Genomic DNA, 17,295 nt, shown 5'->3' on the forward strand with positions numbered 1-17,295 from the left:
GAGGTAGGAAAGAACCATTTATTAGCAATACTGAGTACGTTTACGATCTTTATTCTGGCAAACACCTGATTATCACGTGTTTTAAAATGATACACTGACAAGGTATTATCAGCGCCATCAAAAAACGCCCGGAAGCGACCTGAAACGATCTGAAACGCTCCGAAACAACCTTTTTACCCCATAGTGTTCACGTTCACTGCCATGTGCGCCAGTGAACGCTCGTATATATCTTATAATCAGCTATTTCGTAATTAGTAGTTGAGCCATTGAATTGCCACGAATTTTTAAGCTGCCTGTTATTGCAATGACGCGTGAGAGAGAAAGAGTTAATCCTCTATCGTAAACCTATCCGCATCTTTTAAGAAAGGCAAAGCACGGCGGGCTTTTTTTACTTCATCGCCTATGATTGAGAATGTGTATACATCCTCTTCATCGCGTTTGTAGTAAACCACGTTGCCGTTAGGGTCGATACAGGTAGAATCGCCGGAGTGGTAAATTTCGTTACCATCATGGCCAACACGGTTTACACCGATAACATAAGCCTGGTTCTCTACCGCACGTGCGGGGATAAGCGTACGCCAGTGCAGGGCGCGTTTTTCGGGCCAGTTGGCTACTATCATCAGCAGGTCGTAATCTTCATCAACATTGCGCAGCCATACCGGAAAACGCAGATCGTAACATATGGCGGGGCAAATTTTCCAGCCGTTTAGTTCTACGATCAGTTTTTTGGTGCCGGGGGTGTAAACGGTATGTTCTTTGCCTAAGGCGAACAGGTGGCGTTTATCGTAATGTTCATGGCTGCCATCGGGGCGCACCCAAAGCAGGCGGTTATAAAATTTACCACCCTCTTTTATAATGATGCTGCCGGTTACTACACATTCATATTTCTGCGCGGTTTTTTGCATCCATTGCATGGTTTTGCCGTCCATGGTTTCGCCTAATGCGTCGGCGTTCATGGTAAAACCGGTGTTAAACATTTCTGGCAGGATGATAAGATTGGTTTTTTCGCGTATGTTGGATAACCGCAACGAAATGTTTTGCAGGTTTTTATCTGTATTTTCCCAAAATAAATATCCCTGGTATACCGTAATTTTCAGATTATCCATATAACAATGCTTTTTAAGGTAGCGGCAAGTTAAATTTATACGTAAATGTTTGCCGTAAGGTTAAACCTTTATCAATCTATCAACGGCTTTATCCAGTGTTTCTTGCCTTTTAGCGAAACAAAATCGCAGAACATGCCTGTCTGTACCCTTGCGATAAAACGCAGAAACAGGTATGGCAGCCACGCCAATTTCTTTTGTTAAGCGGATAGCAAAGTCGGTATCTTTTTCGTCCGTAATAGCATCATAAGTAACCGACTGAAAGTACGAACCCGAGCATGGCAATAACTTAAACCTGCTTTGCTTCAGCCCGTTGCGGAAATAGTCTCGCTTTTCCTGAAAAAATGCAGGCAGGCTCAGATAAGTGTTCTCATCCTTTAAATATTCGGCAATTGCATACTGTAAAGGAGTGTTTACACTAAACACCAAAAACTGGTGGATCTTCCTGAACTCCTGCATTAAATAAGCAGGGGCCAGGCAGTAACCCATTTTCCAGCCGGTGGCGTGAAATGTTTTACCAAATGATGCTACTATCATGCTGCGCTGCTGTAATTCCGGGTACCGGGCCATACTGTGATGTTCCTGCCCGTCAAAAACCAGGTGCTCATAAACTTCATCGCTCAATATTAGTATATCCTGGTTTTTTACAAGCGCACTTAATTCGTCAATATCCTCGCGGCTTAAAATAGTAGCAGTAGGGTTATGCGGCGAATTAAGGATGATCATTTTTGTTTTATTGCTCACCAGTCTTTTCACCATATCCCAGGCAATACGATAGTCGGGCGGCTCCAACTCTAATGATTTTACCACTCCGCCCATCAGTTTAATGGCAGGGGCATAACAATCATAAGCAGGCTCAAACATAATCACCTCATCATTCGGGTGGATAATAGCGCTTATAGCTGTAAAAACGGCTTGTGTGCCGCCTGCGGTAACAGTAATTTCCGTTTCAGGATCGTACCGGGCACCGTAAAGCTTTTCGGTTTTAATGGCAATTTGCTCGCGCAGTGCCATAACGCCGGCCATAGGCGCGTATTGGTTATGGCCATTCTGCATAGCCCTATGCACCAGTTCAATCAATTCTGGCGAACAGGAATAATCCGGGAAGCCCTGCGATAAATTTATCGCGCCATGCTCGGCAGCCAGTGCCGACATGGTGGTGAATATGTTTGTCCCGCTTTGGGGTAATTTAGAAATAACAGATATCATGTAGGGGGCTAAATTAACCAATAAACGCAATTATAGCCAGATTGTTTAAAAATGAACGAATACTTACAGCTATTTACCTGCCGAAACCTTCCAGAATGCATCGGCATTATTGGTGCGGTAACGCTCTATAGTAAAGTTGGTGTTTTTGTTTGTATCCTCGCTTTTATCGGGGCTTTGTTTAAAATATTCTAAAGGCAAAAGGCTTATATAGGTGATGGTTTTATTTTTATCGCGTGTTTCGTAGTTATACTCATTATGTTGCGGACTGTAAACCCGGTACAGGTTTTTAGCCATATAATTATCCAGGTAAAACTCCTTGGTTATTTTTTCACGATTGTTCCAGTTGGCATCATCGTTTACAAATAAGGGCTGGTTTTTTATAATGCGTTCCCTAACCTCGGCAATGCCCAGCAGGTTTTTGTTATCGTCCATTACGTAAGCGTTGTTAGTAGGGTCCATCCAAACCCATTTGCTTAAGCTTGGCAGGTAAACTACATTAATAACGTGCGAATCATAATCTACATTCAAACTATCCTTTGGGAAGCAATACACCTTGCGCGATTTCCAGCCCATAGCCAGGTAACATTCGTTCAAAGTAGTAGCCAGTTCACCACATGATACACCTATCTTTTTAGCAGTAGCCTTGCTGATGATCTCGTTAGCATTGATGAACTGGATTCCGCTTTCATGCTGCCCGTCGTGTTGTACAGTGTTGTGCACCCATTTAAGCAGGTTAATGGCTTTTGATTTTTCATCGCCCTTACCTGCTATAGAATCAAGCTTAAAATTCTTGCGGATGGCTACCAGGTTAGGATCTGTTGCCGGTTGATAGGTGAATGCAGGAACTTTACGCTGATCATTAGGGTTAAACTTTTCTGCCTTTTGCAGGATGTATTTGTAATCGGCCACGCCGCGCAGGGATTGTGCTACCTGTTTAAATTTAGGTTCGTTTTTGATGTTGGCGAAGTCGGTATCCTCCAGCAAGTGATTGTAGTTCATATAACCATTATTAACGGCACTATCCAGGTATTCAAACGCTTTTGGTTTGTTGTTGATAATAGAATAAAGACAGCTTAAATTATAATAGTTGTTGGTAATAAAACCTTTATAGGTGCGTTTATCAGCGGATGCCAGCTGATTGTATTTTGCTGTAAGTTCAGTCATTAATTTTACACCCGTTTCGCCATCGCGTGCTTCATAGGCTTTGTGTATCAGTTGGCTTTGTTGGTTGCCGTATACTTCAAATGGATTGGCCGGTGTGGTTTGAGCGAATAAACTGTTTGTAGTTAAAAATACGGCTACGGATAGTATAAGTTTAAGTTTCATAAAGGATGTTAATAGTAGTAAATATAATCAATATGCACCTGAAAGACGCTTTTACCTGCTAAAACGTTGCATTTTAATGTTTTTCTTTTGGGGCTGATTATTTACCTTAGTGGGATGAAATATCTACGTATTTTATCATTATTAATAGTTGTTATTGTTATTCAATCCTGCTCATCATCTACTAAAAATAATGTACCGGTTGTAGGTTTTATTGATGCATTTGAAGATGCCACTATATCGCAGGCCAAAACAGGCTTTATTGATGCCTTAAAAAAGAATGGCTTTAGCGAAGAACAAAAAACAGTGGTCATTAAATACAACAACGCCCAGGGCAGCATCCCAACCCTAACACAGATGGTTAACCAGTTTGTGGCAGAAAAGGTTGACCTGCTGGCTACCTCAACAACCCTGGCTACAGTAGCCGCTATTCAGAAAACCAAAACTATCCCTATCTTTCAGATGGTATCGCCAACACCCGACAGGATGAAGGTGACAGATGCCGCAGGTAAAGCCCCGGCAAACTTGTATGGCACAATGGAAGAACTGAACTATATTGATACTTCATTTGCTATTATTCCCCAACTGTTAAAGCCAAAAGGTGCGCAGTTAACCATCGGGATGATCTATAATCAATCCGAGCCGCAATCGGCCGATGCTTTGCAACGGATACAAGGGCTGGCTGCAAAATTGAATGTAAAGATAATAGCGCTACCTCTAAATTCGTCGGCCGATGCGCAACTGGTAACGCAGGCGTTATTAAACAAGGGTATTGACGCTTTTTTTGCCAACCCGGATAACACCGTGTTTGCAGCTTTCGAAACCATCCAAAAAAGTTGTGACCAAAAGAATGTACCCATTTTTACCAGTGAAGCGGGTTTAGTGCAACGGGGGGCCGTAGCAGCATTTGGTGCCGATATTTACCAATGGGGTTACCAATCGGGTCTGCAGGCGGCGCAATACCTTAAAACGCACAAAACCGACGGCATTAAGCTGGAGATGGTAAAGATCAGGAAGCGAGTATACAACCCAACAGTTGCCAAAAAATATAACATTACTATCCCTGCCGGGTTTGAAGCTGTAAAATAATGGATTTTTACCTAACCGCTTTATTACAGGGATTGTGTTTCGCGGGGATAGCGTTCGGTATTTTTATCTCCATGAAAATCTTTAACATCCCGGATATTACTACCGATGGCAGCTACACGCTTGGCGGGGTGGTAACAGGGGCAATGCTTACGCATCATCAGCCCGGGTATATCATTTTACCTGCCGTGCTGTTAGCGGGTGGGATAGCTGGTGCGCTTACGGGCATTATCCATACCAAACTAAAAATAAACGCACTGCTTGCCGGTATTTTGGTGATGACGGCGCTTTATTCGGTTAATCTTACCATTCTTGGCCGCTCAAATCTGCCGCTTTTAAACTTACCCACCTTGTTTTCGGTAGTGAATTTAATTACAGATGTTAACCAAAACTCGCTGATCATATTAATTGGATTTGTATTGATAGTAACCCTGCTTATTGGCTACCTGCTTAAAACAGATTTCGGTATTGCCATGCGTGCTACAGGCAACAGCGAGCCCATGATCCGTGCCTTGGGTGTAAACACCGATCGGATGAAAATAACCGGCCTGGCTCTTGCAAATGCATTAACAGCATTAAGCGGTTACCTGATTGTACAATTGCAGGGCTTTGCGGATATCAGCATGGGGATAGGGATTGTCATAGTTGGACTGGGTTCTGTTATTATAGCCGAAACTATTATTAACTGGCTGCGCATCAAATCGGTATGGCTTAGTTTGGTTTTGGTGATGGCTGGTGCAGTTATCTTTCAGTTTGTGTTGGCGCTTACGCTCAATATTGGGGTAGATGCCAACTTGCTTAAACTTGTAACGGCTGTATTTGTATTGTTGATAGTCGGCTTGCCGCGTTTAACGGGGAGGCAGGCATGATACAGCTAAATAATATCCATAAAACATTTAATACAGGCAAGCCAAATGAGGTTATCGCCATAAATAATGTAAACCTGCAAATAAATGCCGGCGAGTTTGTGGTGATAGTAGGCTCCAACGGGTCGGGGAAAACCACCTTACTTAACCTGGTTGCGGGTAATATTCTACCGGATAGTGGTACTATCACCATCGATGGAACTAACGTCACCCGCCTGCCCGAGTATCAACGCAGCAAATGGATAGCCCGCATTTTTCAAAACCCTTTATTAGGTACAGCTGCCGATCTGAGTATTATTGATAACTTCCGATTAGCAGCATTGCGTACGCAGACCAAGGGGCTTTCCATCGGTAAAAACGAACAGTTTAAAATGTTGGTGCGTGATAAAATAGCTACCCTTGGCATGGGGCTGGAAGATAAAGTAGAGCAACCCATCGGCACGCTATCCGGCGGTCAGCGGCAGGCGCTTACTTTGTTAATGAGTGTGATGGATACCTGCAAGATACTGCTGCTTGATGAACCCACCGCGGCGCTCGATCCGCGCTCTGCCGAAAACGTTTTGCGTATTGCAGATGGCCTGATCAAAGAATACCACCTTACTGCAATTATGGTAACGCATAATTTAAAGGACGCCGGGAACTATGGTTCGCGGATTATACAGATGAGCGAGGGGGCTGTTTTAAAGGACATTGCAGGTAAAGAAAAAGACAGTTTACAGCAAAATGAGCTTTACAGTTGGTTTGGATAATAAATGGCAAAGAAATTGCATTGCCATTTGTACTATGAAGAACACAACATTTGAAAATATATTCGACGCTTACCAGCTTGTGAGCGGAGCAAAAATAAAAGCCAAAAATCACGAAGAAGTTTACGAGTTAGGCGCTTACGATGGTACCAAACGCGGTTACACCCTTTACGCTTTTGAAGATGGCGTACGCTTTGAAGACTTCAGCGTTATCATCTCCGAGAACGAACTGATGAATAATTACCTGATAGAAAAAGGTAAGGGTAACCAGGCAATAGCGGCGTAATTAATTTACCGCCGATGCCTATCCAACACGTCATTGCGAGGTACGAAGCAATCTCCCGATAGGCATGTTAACATGCAAGATGTTTATGCAAAGTTCAGAGATTGCTTCGTACCTCGCAATGACGCGCGGGAAAAAGATGTGCCGTGTTAGTGGGGCTTAACAGACCGTCCACAGCAGTGTACTCATTCGTTAATATTTTGAAATCTTCCGCCTATTCCGTATTTTTGCAGCAAATAATTAAAACGATGCTATTTAGAAACGCCATCTGCAACACCTTTAAGCGGCCCATGGGCGCGCTGCAGAAGAGCTATGCATCAAGGATCCAACTCTTCTCTTAGTATACCTGATTTAACACAGGAACACACAATTTTACTTTTTATTGAAACATACCTGAGGCTTTAGCCCATAGGTTTACTTATTTGAATTTTTATGGACACATATTATACTATTGAAGAGAAGTATTTGCAGGCTGTGGAAGAGCTATCATACGGCGAAACACCAAAAGCACTGAATTTACTGAACGAGTTGATAGCAAATGACCCTTTGTATGCACGCGCGCATTTCCAGATAGGAAAGATATATTATTACGATTTTAAGGACTACCAAACTGCCGGTTATCATTTTAAAACCTGTATGGAGTTAGACCCGTTATTCTCTGATAATTATTTCCATTACCTGAACCTGGTAGTTTTCCTGAAAATGGATAAGCAGGTAAAAATTGTAGCGAATGCTGCATTGAATACACCCGGGGTAAACACAGGCGCTGTTTATGACATGCTGGGCTTATATTCCGAAAAAAACAAAGACTGGAATAAGGCTTTGCAAGCATACCGTAATGCGTTTATGGAAGCAACTACCAAAGAACAGCTCGAAGATATTGAGCAAAGCATCAATCGTATCAAACGGAAGATACAGCAAGGTATTGTTTATCATTATACGCTTGCTGAATAACAAAAAAGGCCTCATATCGAGGCCTTTTTTGTTGAATAAGGATCTGTTATTTTTTATAACTGATCTTATATATCGTTCCTTTTGAATCATCTGTTACGTAAATAGAACCATCAGGCCCTTGTGCTAAACCACATGGGCGGCGTTCGGCGCTGCCTTTTGCAGTGTTTGCTGCCGAACCTGAGAAACCATCGGCAAATACTTCCCATTTACCATCGGGTTTGCCATCTTTAAAGGGCTGGAAAACTACGTAATATCCTGCCTGTGGCTCGGGTGCGCGGTTCCATGAACCATGGAAGGCAATGAAAGCACCGTTCTTGTATTTCTCGGGGAACTGGCTCCCGGTGTAAAATAACAAGCCGTTAGGGGCGAGGTGGGCAGGGTAAGCAGCAGCGGGGTTAATGTATTTATTGGTTGGGTCACCATCTTTTTTACCATCGCCGCCATACTCGGGTGCCAGTATCTTTTTGCTTTGATTCTGATCGTAATAAATATAAGGCCAGCCCGCGTTATCACCTTTTTTAATAGCGTACATACATTCGGCAGGTAAGTTAGCCGATTGTTTGGTGTCAAACATGTCCGGGAATATATCATGGAGGGCATCGCGGCCATGCTGCATTACAAAAAGCTGATTGTCCTGTTTATTCCAATCCATACCTACTACGTTACGTAAACCGGTAGCATAGCGCACGCCGTCTTTATAGGTTTGATTCAGCTTATCAGCTTTAAATTGCCATATACCGCCTGCCGAATCAAGTATGGGGCATCCCGGTTGGCCTAATGAGCCTTTTTCGCGGTCTTTTATTTGGCATGAATTTGAGTACGCCCCTATATTTACATACAGGTTACCGGCATCATCTAAAACAATAGCCTTAGCTTCGTGCTGATTGCGGTTTAACAGTCCTTTAACTACAGTTTCAGGTTTGGTGGCGTCAATAACCTCATTTTTATCATTTAACTTATAACGGTAAACATCTTCGTTTGATGAGGTGTACAAATAGCCATTTTTGATATAAATGCCCGTACCTTCATAATCACCAAAACTATTTTTTATCTCGGCTTTGCCATTGTTTTCGTGTAAAACTAAAACGCCTTTGCCATCTTTTGGCTTACCAAGTTTAACAAAAATATCGCCCTGCGGCGAAACTGCTATATGGCGTGTGCCGCCAAGGTTTTCGGCAATAATTGCGGCATTAAACCCTGTTGGCATGGTTAGTCCCGAAGGTGATTTTGTGGTGTCAGACGCAGTGTTGGTGCTGTCGGCGGTAGTTTTGCTTTCATTGCTTTTACAAGCATTAAATAACATCGACCCGGCAAGTACCGTGGTCGCCAATACAAAGTTGAACGATCTGTTTTTCATTAGTATGCGTGTTTATTGGTGATGATTTATAAGGGTTTAACAGGCTAAACCCTCGTATTATACTGGTAAACCAAAGTTAACTTAATATACATTAAATATTGAATTGTGTTTTGTAGAAATATGATGACAGGAACGTTTTGCCCGATATTATTAAGTAACCTGTTAAACTATCGCATCCGGCTATCGTCATAGATGTATAAATTTTAAGGATATGAAAAAGTCAGTTATACTCTCAGCAATATTATTCGGTAGCTTGGTTTACAACAGTGCTCAGGCGCAAATATCAGTTCATATTGGTTTTAATATTCCGGCCCGCAGGGTTTATGTACCCGCGCCGCCGCCACAACCTGTAGTAGTTTATGATACTGATGAATTTGACGATAGCGATGATTACTATTACCTGCCCGAAGTTGAGGCTTATTACAGTGTACCACGCCACTGCTATTATTACCAGGATGGCGGCCGCTGGATCTCGGCAGCTTACCTGCCCGGCGCTTACCGCAACTACGATTGGCGCACAGCCCGAAGATATGAAATAAGGGGCAGCAGGCCATATATGCGCCATGATGAATACCGTGGCAGATGGGGAGGTGGTTTTAACAGGGATTGGAACCGCAGGAACGATAACTATGCCGGCAGAAGGTTTGATAACAACCGCAACGACTGGAACAGAGATAACAACCGTGGTGATTGGAACAGAAACAATAACCGAAACGACAGGCCACAACGTGGTTTTAACCAGCCAAACCGAAATGATGATAACCGCGGCAGATGGGGCCAACCCGCACAACCGAACAGGAATAACGATAACCGCGGCGGACGCGGCGATAGAGGACAAGGCGGTTGGGGCCAGCCAAACCGTAACGATAACAACGGTGGCGGACGTGATAGAGGTAACCAACCTGCACAACCAAGCAGAAATGACAATAATGGCGGTGGCCGCGACAGGGGTAACATGCAGTTCGCACAAAACCAAATGGGCCGTGGCGATTCGCACCGCCCGGTAAGGTTCTAAAATTACCGCCTCAATATATACAAAAAAGCCATCCGTTAACCAACGGATGGCTTTTTTGCTTTGATAGTTCTTTATTAGTAGCTACTTGCGGTAGTAAGTAATTCTATAGCTTCACCACTTAGTTTTAACTGAGCAGCTTTTGCCAGATCATTTAATTGCTGGATGCTGGTGGCACTGGCAATAGGGGCGGTAATACCCGGGCGGGCCATTACCCATGCAAGTGCAACACTTGCCTGTGTGGTGTTGTACTCTCCGGCTACTTTATCCAGAGCAGCTAAAATTTTATATCCACGGCCGTTAAGGTATTTTTTTACACCGCCGCCGCGTTTACTTTTGCCCAGATCGGCCTCAGAACGGTATTTGCCGGTCAGGAAACCACTGGCTAACGAGTAATAAGTAATTACACCAATATTATTCTCGTGGCATAATGATTCGTATTTATGCTCATAATCCTCCCGATCGTATAGGTTGTACTCGGGTTGCAGGGTTTCATAACGGGCAAAACCGTTATCCTTGCTTACCTGCAATGCCTCTTTAAACCTGTCGGCACCAAAGTTTGATGCACCAATAGCGCGCACCTTGCCCTGTTTTATCAGGCTGTCAAAAGTTTCCATCGTTTCGGACAGGGGCGTATTGGCATCATCCTCGTGCGACTGGTACAGGTCTATATAATCGGTTTGCAGGCGCTTTAGCGAATCCTCAACAGCTTTAGTGATATAAGCTTTAGACAGGCCTTTTTTATCATCGGCCATGGGTTTGCCAACTTTTGTAGCCAGGATGATCTTATCGCGCTTGCCGCCCTGTTTAAGCCAATTGCCTATTATCCTTTCAGAATCGCCGCCGGTGTTGCCGGGTACCCATTTTGAGTACACATCAGCGGTATCCACAAAATCAAAACCGGCATCAACAAAGGCATCCAAAAGGGTAAAGGAGGTTTTCTCGTCGGCCGTCCACCCAAAAACATTGCCACCAAAGCAAAACGGCACTACCTGTATCCCCGATTTTCCTAATTCGCGCTTTTCCATATTGTGTGTAAGTATTATAACGAGGTTTGTATCTGTTCGGCCAGTTCATCTATCCAGCTTGATAAATAAGGTTCTGAACCCGCAATGCGTTCCCAGTTTCCCTGACTATCACGGGCAATGGTTAGCTCCATACTTTCATCTATCGCTTTAAATTCGTAAATGCCATTACCAGTTTGTGTAACTATCCCTGTTACGGGTGTATCGGTTCCGGTAAGTACCGCTTCAAATTGTTGTTCCATCATGTTTTTGTTTATATTTTAACAAGGGTATTGGCTTTGTGTTTTCACAGAATGCTTTGACTGTTAATTATGAGCATGTACTGACAATATTAAATTTACCACTACAGGGAGTACAACTGTTAGCTTTATAGTTTAAGTAGGCTTACGGAAACCGCTTTTACACTTTCCTCGTTTGTTTATTAAATAAGCCTTTAATAAAACCAAATATTACCATGTTACAAATCGGAAAAACACTCGCAATGGCCATTCGCCAAAAACGCACCCAACTAAAATACTCGCAGGAGTATATGGCTTTTAAACTTAACCAAACACAAAACGCGTACTGCAAAGTTGAGTTAGGGCATACCAAAGTAACCCTGTTGAAACTTATTGAGATATGCGAGATATTTGAAGTTGAGGTACATGAGTTTCTGAAGCCTATATGCGCCCCGCATTTAAAAAAAGTAGCCTGACAACCGCCAACATTTCCACCGGCTTAAACAATATTATCCTACATTTACACGGTGGAAAATATAGTACCCGACCCGCAGGTTTTAATTGATATTGTAAATACCCGCATGCCCTTTGGTAAGTATAAAGATACCCTGATATGCGATATGCCCATTAGCTACCTGGAATGGATGCACAATAAAGGCTTTCCGCCGGGTAAACTGGGTATGATGCTGAGCACCGTATTCGAAATTAAAAGCAACGGGGTTGACCAGATCCTGAGGCAGATCAAACAAAAGTACGGGAGGCGATAGTTTACCCCCGCGTGACTATCGGCCTAAACCATTGTAAGGTTGTTTGCGTAAATACTACTAAACAGATAAATAACGATCATGAAAAATTTAGTAATATATTTCGCGGCCCTGTTAATGTTTACCGGCTGTGCCGACGGGCAATCAAAAAATAATAATGGTGATGCTTTTGCACCTGTACCCAAACCCGTAGCAGGGCAGGCCGTAGCCACATTTGGCGGCGGCTGTTTCTGGAGTATGAGCGAGGCCATGAGCGAGTTGAAAGGTGTTAGCAAAGTGGTATCGGGCTATGCAGGGGGCAAAACCAAAAACCCTACCTACAGGGAGGTGAGCAGCCAGAATACAGGCCATGCCGAGGTGGCCCAGGTTTATTATGATCCTAAAGTGATCAGTTACGCTACATTGGCCGAGGCTTTCTTTTTTGCGCACGACCCAACCACCCTTAACCGCCAGGGCCCGGATGAGGGTACCGATTACCGCTCCATAGCCTTTTACCGTAACGATGCCGAAAAGAATACCCTGCTAAGCACCATTAAAAAAGTAAACGAAAGCAGGCATTACAGTAACCCCATAGTTACGCAGGTAGTACCATTTACTGCTTTTTATGCTGCCGAAAATTACCACCAGGGGTATTACCGCACCAATGGTGATAACCCGTACATCAGCAGTGTATCCGAACCTAAAGTGATGAAGTTTCGCAAGGCGATGAAGGCGGAATTGAAACCTGAGTTTCAGAAATAATTTTACATCTTGTTCCATTTTTGAAACGGGACAAACGGGACAAACGAAACATGCTGATAATCAGTTTAATGTGGTTTTAATTTCTGCCCTCTATCTGAAGCCTTACTTTGCTATTTTCATGTAACGTTCTTTTTTACAGATGCTTATGCTTTTTTGTTTTTGTCCCGTTTTTTTCAAGAAGATCCAACAAAAGCAGCATCAGCATAACAGGATCTATTTCGACTTTTTTCGCCCTCAATACGCCTTTTTAGTGTTTGAAACGACCATAAAAGGAATTAATCTACTTTTATTAAACATCTGATTTATAGATAATTAATATTTTAAGCGTGTCCCGTTTTTTCCAAAATGGAACAAAATGGGACAGGATATTTCAATAAAATCCGGTTGTTATTTCTTTGTTTAATAAAGATATTTCTGTATATTTACAGAAATTAAACTTTTTATGATCGAAGAATTTTTAACTGAACCTCCAGGTTCGGGCTTCTATCGCCCGCCCGTTATAGAGGCCATCCGCACACAGGCACGTAAAAACAGCGAACGTTTACATAAACACGGGCTTGATGAATCCATTTACCTCGACCCGCAAAAAACCGATCTGCTGCTGGTTAAAACCGCCGGCGACTGGATGCGGCAGGAGTATGGCAAACCTATGCCACGCAAACTGTTTGGCGATTTTTGGTTGGAGGGCGAACTGTGCATCCTGTTTGCCGATACCAACCTGGGCAAATCAATACTGGCGGTGCAGTTGGGTAATAACCTGGCACAGGGCGTTTGTACCGGTAACTTAAACAACCAGATGGAGGCGCAAATCCGGGTGCTGTATATCGATTTTGAGATGAGCAGCAAACAGTTCGAGAGCCGGTATTTCGACAGGCAATGGGGGAGCTTCCCGTTCGGGCAAACCTTTTACCGGGCCGAGTTTAATCCCGAAGCCGAGAACCCCGCCCTGTATGAGAACTATGGCGACTACCTGGAAAACGCCATTACCGCTGCCATCCGCAAAACCAAAGCGCAGGTGCTTATTATTGATAACCTTACCTATATGGCCGGTGGTACCGAACGCGCCGGCGAAGCCCTGCCGCTGATGAAAAAGCTAAAGGCCATCAAAGCCAAATATCAGCTAAGCATGCTGGTACTGGCGCATACCCCAAAACGCAACGCCGCCAAACCCATCACCGTGAACGATTTGCAGGGCAGCAAGATGATCATGAACTTTTGCGACAGCGCCTTCGCCATTGGCAAAAGCCACGCCATGGCCGATACCCTGTACCTGAAACAGGTAAAACACCGCAGCGGCAAAACACTGTACCCCGAGCATAACGTATGCCTCTGCCGCATCCACCGGGAACTGAGCGACCTGCACTTTGTTTTCGAGGGCTACGCGCAGGAACGCCAGCACCTGCAAAAGAACTCGACCGAAACCCGACAGGAAAAAAAGGCCAAAGCGCAGGAGTTAAAAGGGCAGGGGTTTTCCTATAGGCAAATAAGCGATAAAACAGGAGTGGCGTTGAGTACTTTGGGCAGGTGGTTGGGTAACCCAATATAAGTTCCCCCTTGAGAGGGGTTGGGGTGTGTTAGTGAAATCGATAGGAGTTTGTCATGCTGAAACTCGTGAAGCATCTAATCGCCGCCATGCGATTCTAATTTTGCACACGCGGCACACGTGCGCTAAATGAGGTGTGTTAATAAAGCGATAAGCAGTTTGTCATGCTGAACATCGTGAAGCATTTAATCTCAATTTAACCACGGGTCGTAGACGAGCGCCAAATAAATAATTTTTAAGACGTTGTTTTTAGCAACAAGTGTTTGAAAATTTCTTCAAAACCATCAAGTGTTTCTTTACTAATCTGAACTTGTTTTTTTTCATATAAAAGGTTTTGCAGTGCGGTATTGAATTTACCTTTATTATATGCAGTAGCTTTATTATCAAAATATTTGGTAATAAATAATCTTTCGTCATCTGTAAATAAATCTTCCGTCGCTTTGCCATTAAAAGATTTGTTAATATCGGTTAGTGTAATTGTATTGGATTCTACAACTCTTCCGAGAAGTTTTGTGTACTCTTTTTTACCTTTTTCACCTGCACTATCGCCATCCAGTAGTATTACAAAAGACTTCCCCCACGCTAAATATAATCTAATTACAAGGCTGTTGGAATTAGCTCCACCTCCTGGGTATAAGTGTAACTTATCAAATTTACCTTTGAAAAAGATTGAACTAATATATTTAAGAGTATAATAGTCATTTTTACCTTCAGTAATAATTATTGAATCTACTTTTTCTAACAAACCTGGTTGATAATCTAATGTATCAAGAATAGGTTGATAATATTCTCTTTGATCGGGGTACTTAGCCAAAAATTGTTTATATATTGTAGCTTCAATATCGGTTGAATTAGAATTAAATGACGAAGTTTCGTTGTAATCTATACCCTTATTTTTAATAATATATGCGCCATTAAGCCAATCTGGATTAATTAGATGATGGCTATGAGTTGTGTAAATTAATGAAGATTTATTAATGATCTCTTTAAAAGTGTTTAAGAGATTTTTTTGTGCTGTTGAATGTAAGTTAGATGCTGGCTCATCAAGTAAAAATAATATTTCTCCGTTTTCAGTAACCCTATTTTTTCTAAATTCAGTAAAAAGTAAAAAAGAGAAAAACCATTTAAAACCTAAACTTCTTTCCGTAATATTAAATTGCGACGCGTTTTCTTTTAGTTTAAATATCAAATAGTAAAGGGTGTCTTCTCCAATAACTTCTGCACCAGCCTTAATAACTATTTCTTTTCCAAAACTATTAAACAATTTTGCCCATGCTCCAAATACAGTTTTGGTAACTTCAAAACTCATTTTAGCAAGAGTCTGTTCTAAAGCTTCTTTGTTCGATTCAGTATCGCTTTTTAATCTTTCAAGCAGATGATTCTCAATTGTTAATTTGGGATTTATACTATATAATATATCTTGTATAACATCTTTATAAATAAGTTGCTCAAGTTTATTATCGGTTATATTATCTGATAAATATATTTTATCAGGAAAATCAAAAAGAAAATTAGGATAATATAATATACTTGGAAATAGTTCTTTTTTTATGAATGCCACAATTTTTTGCCAATCGCTCGTTGAGTCATGACTAAATGGTATGAGTTTTAATTTTGAAGCATTAATTTTTATGCCTTTAAGAGTGATAAACCATTCATTGTTTTTTTTAGTAAAATTTGAATTTTTATAATAATAGGACTTGGTAACCTTTATTGAATTAAGTATTTCAAATGACTTGAAAAATAATTTCTTTGAAAATTTTTGAATTTTTTCATTATCTGACTCATTTAAAACAAAAGTAGCCGATACCGAAACACTCCCATTAAAATCAATTTTTTCGCTTTTTGAAATGAGTTTATGCCGATCCTTTACGGGTAAATCTGTTTGAAAAAAGTCGATTGCTTCTAATATTGATGTTTTACCGCTTTCATTAAGACCTATGAGAGTAAACACTTTAGACTTAGGTTCTTTGTCTAAATCTAAAACTATATGTTTTATTCCTTTGAAACTTTTTATTTCAAATTTTGAGTATCGCATTATGTGATTTGTTAGGTTTTTTAAACATAACATTTTTTAATTAATATAACTAAAAGAACTTAATCTGTACACGCTGCCGCAAGTATCCACCTCATGCTGGCGCACGCGTGCCGCGTGTGCCTATTGAGCATGGCCGGTACAACCGAACGGATACCCGCATCTCATTTACCAATCTCGTCAACACATGCTGGCGCACGCGTGTCGCGTGTGCATCTTGAGCATGGCTGGTACAAATCGGCGGACACCCGCCTCCCCCTGCTACCGCAAGCGTCTCGCTTGTGGCTTAATGCAAAGTGTTTTTGCCGTTGTTGGTGTTGTCACCAACAACCCATCATGCTAATCACCGCTGTAATGCGAAATTAACTCAAACTCATCTTCTCCTGTTTGATAATACCGTGCCGATGAATATCTGTAATCTTCGGGGTGCATTGCCAAATACCATTTAGGCTGTAACGGGTTGTTGTGAATATAATCTAATTTTTGCATAAATACTTCAGGGCTCCACAAGTTGATGCTTAAAGCGTTTCTTTCCCAAAACTGGCACTCCCTGTCTTTGGCGGTAACTTTAAAATCAGCCAACCTTTCATCGCCGGCATCTGATAATTTAAACTTCATTTGTTGGGCAGTATATTTCAAAAAGCGCATCTGAACAGCGCTTTGCTTATAACCATCCTGTATTTGCCATATCAGATGAATATGGTTAGGCATAATGACAAAGGCGTAAATGCTTACGCTATTTTCATTCTTTAAAAACCGCAGGCTTTTTATAATTATATCTTTAAAGCTGTCGTCTTTTAAGAGCGGTTTCCATTGCAATATAGTTGCGGTGAAAAATTGAGGATGATAGTCGAAATTGATAATGGCCATTCTCGGTTATGATATCCGAATATAGGAATAATCCGGATGCATGGCGGCTTGTTGGTGACAACACCAACAAGGGCGGAAAATGGCCCCGTCGGTTATGATATCCGGATGCATGGCGGCTTGTTGGTGACAACACCAACAAGGGCGGAAGCGTCCTCGCTTA

18 protein-coding genes are annotated in these 17,295 nt (G+C 42.1%); 10 read left to right on the forward strand and 8 right to left on the reverse strand.

The window, feature by feature from the left end; translation table 11 throughout:
- Positions 1–326 precede the first annotated feature (326 nt).
- From WC615_RS03950 to WC615_RS03960, 3 genes are all read right to left on the reverse strand, one after another.
- Entirely contained in the window at positions 327–1,106 is a 780-nt protein-coding gene (locus tag WC615_RS03950) for an amidohydrolase (protein WP_372976837.1), read from the reverse strand.
- A 60-nt stretch (positions 1,107–1,166) separates the two neighbouring features.
- Entirely contained in the window at positions 1,167–2,312 is a 1,146-nt protein-coding gene (locus WC615_RS03955) for a methionine aminotransferase (protein ID WP_372976838.1), read from the reverse strand.
- A 69-nt stretch (positions 2,313–2,381) separates the two neighbouring features.
- Positions 2,382–3,638 carry a transglutaminase domain-containing protein gene (locus tag WC615_RS03960; protein ID WP_372976839.1) on the reverse strand — a complete coding sequence of 419 codons (1,257 nt, stop codon included), beginning with the start codon at positions 3,636–3,638 and terminating at the stop codon, positions 2,382–2,384.
- A gap of 114 nt (positions 3,639–3,752) precedes the next feature.
- Here WC615_RS03960 and WC615_RS03965 point away from each other — a divergent pair, with 114 nt between their 5' ends.
- From WC615_RS03965 to WC615_RS03985, 5 genes are all read left to right on the forward strand, one after another.
- On the forward strand, positions 3,753–4,724 hold the full coding sequence (locus tag WC615_RS03965) for an ABC transporter substrate-binding protein (protein WP_372976840.1): 972 nt from the start codon (positions 3,753–3,755) through the stop codon (positions 4,722–4,724).
- A complete protein-coding gene (locus tag WC615_RS03970; protein ID WP_372976841.1) occupies positions 4,724–5,590 on the forward strand; it encodes an ABC transporter permease in 867 nt (288 codons plus the stop codon). The genes WC615_RS03965 and WC615_RS03970 overlap by 1 nt, the downstream gene beginning before the upstream one ends.
- Positions 5,587–6,336 carry an ABC transporter ATP-binding protein gene (locus WC615_RS03975; protein ID WP_372976842.1) on the forward strand — a complete coding sequence of 250 codons (750 nt, stop codon included), beginning with the start codon at positions 5,587–5,589 and terminating at the stop codon, positions 6,334–6,336. Before WC615_RS03970 ends, WC615_RS03975 begins: the two co-directional genes overlap by 4 nt.
- Before the next feature lie 34 nt (positions 6,337–6,370).
- Positions 6,371–6,619 carry a hypothetical protein gene (locus WC615_RS03980; RefSeq protein WP_372976843.1) on the forward strand — a complete coding sequence of 83 codons (249 nt, stop codon included), beginning with the start codon at positions 6,371–6,373 and terminating at the stop codon, positions 6,617–6,619.
- Positions 6,620–7,048: 429 nt separating this feature from the next.
- On the forward strand, positions 7,049–7,570 hold the full coding sequence (locus WC615_RS03985) for a tetratricopeptide repeat protein (RefSeq protein ID WP_372976844.1): 522 nt from the start codon (positions 7,049–7,051) through the stop codon (positions 7,568–7,570).
- A 46-nt stretch (positions 7,571–7,616) separates the two neighbouring features.
- Here WC615_RS03985 and WC615_RS03990 read toward each other — a convergent pair whose 3' ends face one another.
- A complete protein-coding gene (locus WC615_RS03990) occupies positions 7,617–8,927 on the reverse strand; it encodes a sorbosone dehydrogenase family protein (RefSeq protein ID WP_372976845.1) in 1,311 nt (436 codons plus the stop codon).
- Positions 8,928–9,138: 211 nt separating this feature from the next.
- Here WC615_RS03990 and WC615_RS03995 point away from each other — a divergent pair, with 211 nt between their 5' ends.
- Complete coding sequence (locus WC615_RS03995) at positions 9,139–9,942, forward strand: hypothetical protein (RefSeq protein WP_372976846.1); 804 nt, start codon at positions 9,139–9,141, stop codon at positions 9,940–9,942.
- Between the two features lie 74 nt (positions 9,943–10,016).
- On the opposite strand, the gene WC615_RS04000 is transcribed toward WC615_RS03995, so the two are convergent.
- Together WC615_RS04000 and WC615_RS04005 are read right to left on the reverse strand one after the other, a co-directional pair.
- Positions 10,017–10,967, reverse strand: a complete 951-nt coding sequence (locus tag WC615_RS04000; RefSeq protein WP_372976847.1) for an aldo/keto reductase — start codon at positions 10,965–10,967, stop codon at positions 10,017–10,019.
- Between the two features lie 14 nt (positions 10,968–10,981).
- On the reverse strand, positions 10,982–11,206 hold the full coding sequence (locus tag WC615_RS04005) for a hypothetical protein (protein ID WP_191176751.1): 225 nt from the start codon (positions 11,204–11,206) through the stop codon (positions 10,982–10,984).
- A gap of 212 nt (positions 11,207–11,418) precedes the next feature.
- Here WC615_RS04005 and WC615_RS04010 point away from each other — a divergent pair, with 212 nt between their 5' ends.
- From WC615_RS04010 to WC615_RS04025, 4 genes are all read left to right on the forward strand, one after another.
- Positions 11,419–11,658 carry a helix-turn-helix domain-containing protein gene (locus WC615_RS04010; protein WP_372976848.1) on the forward strand — a complete coding sequence of 80 codons (240 nt, stop codon included), beginning with the start codon at positions 11,419–11,421 and terminating at the stop codon, positions 11,656–11,658.
- Between the two features lie 51 nt (positions 11,659–11,709).
- Entirely contained in the window at positions 11,710–11,949 is a 240-nt protein-coding gene (locus tag WC615_RS04015) for a DUF3820 family protein (protein ID WP_191176753.1), read from the forward strand.
- A gap of 78 nt (positions 11,950–12,027) precedes the next feature.
- Positions 12,028–12,687: a peptide-methionine (S)-S-oxide reductase MsrA gene (msrA, locus tag WC615_RS04020; RefSeq protein ID WP_372976849.1), complete on the forward strand. Its 660-nt coding sequence runs from the start codon at positions 12,028–12,030 to the stop codon at positions 12,685–12,687.
- A 442-nt stretch (positions 12,688–13,129) separates the two neighbouring features.
- Positions 13,130–14,233, forward strand: coding sequence for an AAA family ATPase (locus tag WC615_RS04025; protein WP_372976850.1), 1,104 nt, complete (start codon positions 13,130–13,132; stop codon positions 14,231–14,233).
- Positions 14,234–14,465: 232 nt separating this feature from the next.
- Here the strand turns inward: WC615_RS04025 and WC615_RS04030 are convergent, their stop codons facing one another.
- Both WC615_RS04030 and WC615_RS04035 read right to left on the reverse strand, forming a co-directional pair.
- Entirely contained in the window at positions 14,466–16,268 is a 1,803-nt protein-coding gene (locus WC615_RS04030; protein ID WP_372976851.1) for an ATP-dependent endonuclease, read from the reverse strand.
- Positions 16,269–16,604: 336 nt separating this feature from the next.
- Positions 16,605–17,135, reverse strand: coding sequence for a transposase (locus WC615_RS04035; protein WP_372976852.1), 531 nt, complete (start codon positions 17,133–17,135; stop codon positions 16,605–16,607).
- Positions 17,136–17,295 lie beyond the last annotated feature (160 nt).

It is taken from the genome of Mucilaginibacter sp. (assembly GCF_041663085.1).
In the GTDB taxonomy this organism is placed as follows: domain Bacteria; phylum Bacteroidota; class Bacteroidia; order Sphingobacteriales; family Sphingobacteriaceae; genus Mucilaginibacter.

Excerpts from the sequence above, each read along its gene's own strand:
- WC615_RS03975 (WP_372976842.1), top strand. The coding sequence starts at position 5,587 with ATGATACAGCTAAATAATATCCATAAAACATTTAATACAGGCAAGCCA.
- WC615_RS03960 (WP_372976839.1), bottom strand. The coding sequence starts at position 3,638 with ATGAAACTTAAACTTATACTATCCGTAGCCGTATTTTTAACTACAAAC.
- WC615_RS03965 (WP_372976840.1), top strand. The coding sequence starts at position 3,753 with ATGAAATATCTACGTATTTTATCATTATTAATAGTTGTTATTGTTATT.
- WC615_RS03990 (WP_372976845.1), bottom strand. The coding sequence starts at position 8,927 with ATGAAAAACAGATCGTTCAACTTTGTATTGGCGACCACGGTACTTGCC.
- WC615_RS04010 (WP_372976848.1), top strand. The coding sequence starts at position 11,419 with ATGTTACAAATCGGAAAAACACTCGCAATGGCCATTCGCCAAAAACGC.
- WC615_RS03970 (WP_372976841.1), top strand. The coding sequence starts at position 4,724 with ATGGATTTTTACCTAACCGCTTTATTACAGGGATTGTGTTTCGCGGGG.
- msrA (WP_372976849.1), top strand. The coding sequence starts at position 12,028 with ATGAAAAATTTAGTAATATATTTCGCGGCCCTGTTAATGTTTACCGGC.
- WC615_RS04025 (WP_372976850.1), top strand. The coding sequence starts at position 13,130 with ATGATCGAAGAATTTTTAACTGAACCTCCAGGTTCGGGCTTCTATCGC.
- WC615_RS03955 (WP_372976838.1), bottom strand. The coding sequence starts at position 2,312 with ATGATATCTGTTATTTCTAAATTACCCCAAAGCGGGACAAACATATTC.
- WC615_RS03980 (WP_372976843.1), top strand. The coding sequence starts at position 6,371 with ATGAAGAACACAACATTTGAAAATATATTCGACGCTTACCAGCTTGTG.
- WC615_RS04035 (WP_372976852.1), bottom strand. The coding sequence starts at position 17,135 with ATGGCCATTATCAATTTCGACTATCATCCTCAATTTTTCACCGCAACT.
- WC615_RS04005 (WP_191176751.1), bottom strand. The coding sequence starts at position 11,206 with ATGGAACAACAATTTGAAGCGGTACTTACCGGAACCGATACACCCGTA.
- WC615_RS04030 (WP_372976851.1), bottom strand. The coding sequence starts at position 16,268 with ATGCGATACTCAAAATTTGAAATAAAAAGTTTCAAAGGAATAAAACAT.
- WC615_RS04000 (WP_372976847.1), bottom strand. The coding sequence starts at position 10,967 with ATGGAAAAGCGCGAATTAGGAAAATCGGGGATACAGGTAGTGCCGTTT.
- WC615_RS03995 (WP_372976846.1), top strand. The coding sequence starts at position 9,139 with ATGAAAAAGTCAGTTATACTCTCAGCAATATTATTCGGTAGCTTGGTT.
- WC615_RS03985 (WP_372976844.1), top strand. The coding sequence starts at position 7,049 with ATGGACACATATTATACTATTGAAGAGAAGTATTTGCAGGCTGTGGAA.
- WC615_RS03950 (WP_372976837.1), bottom strand. The coding sequence starts at position 1,106 with ATGGATAATCTGAAAATTACGGTATACCAGGGATATTTATTTTGGGAA.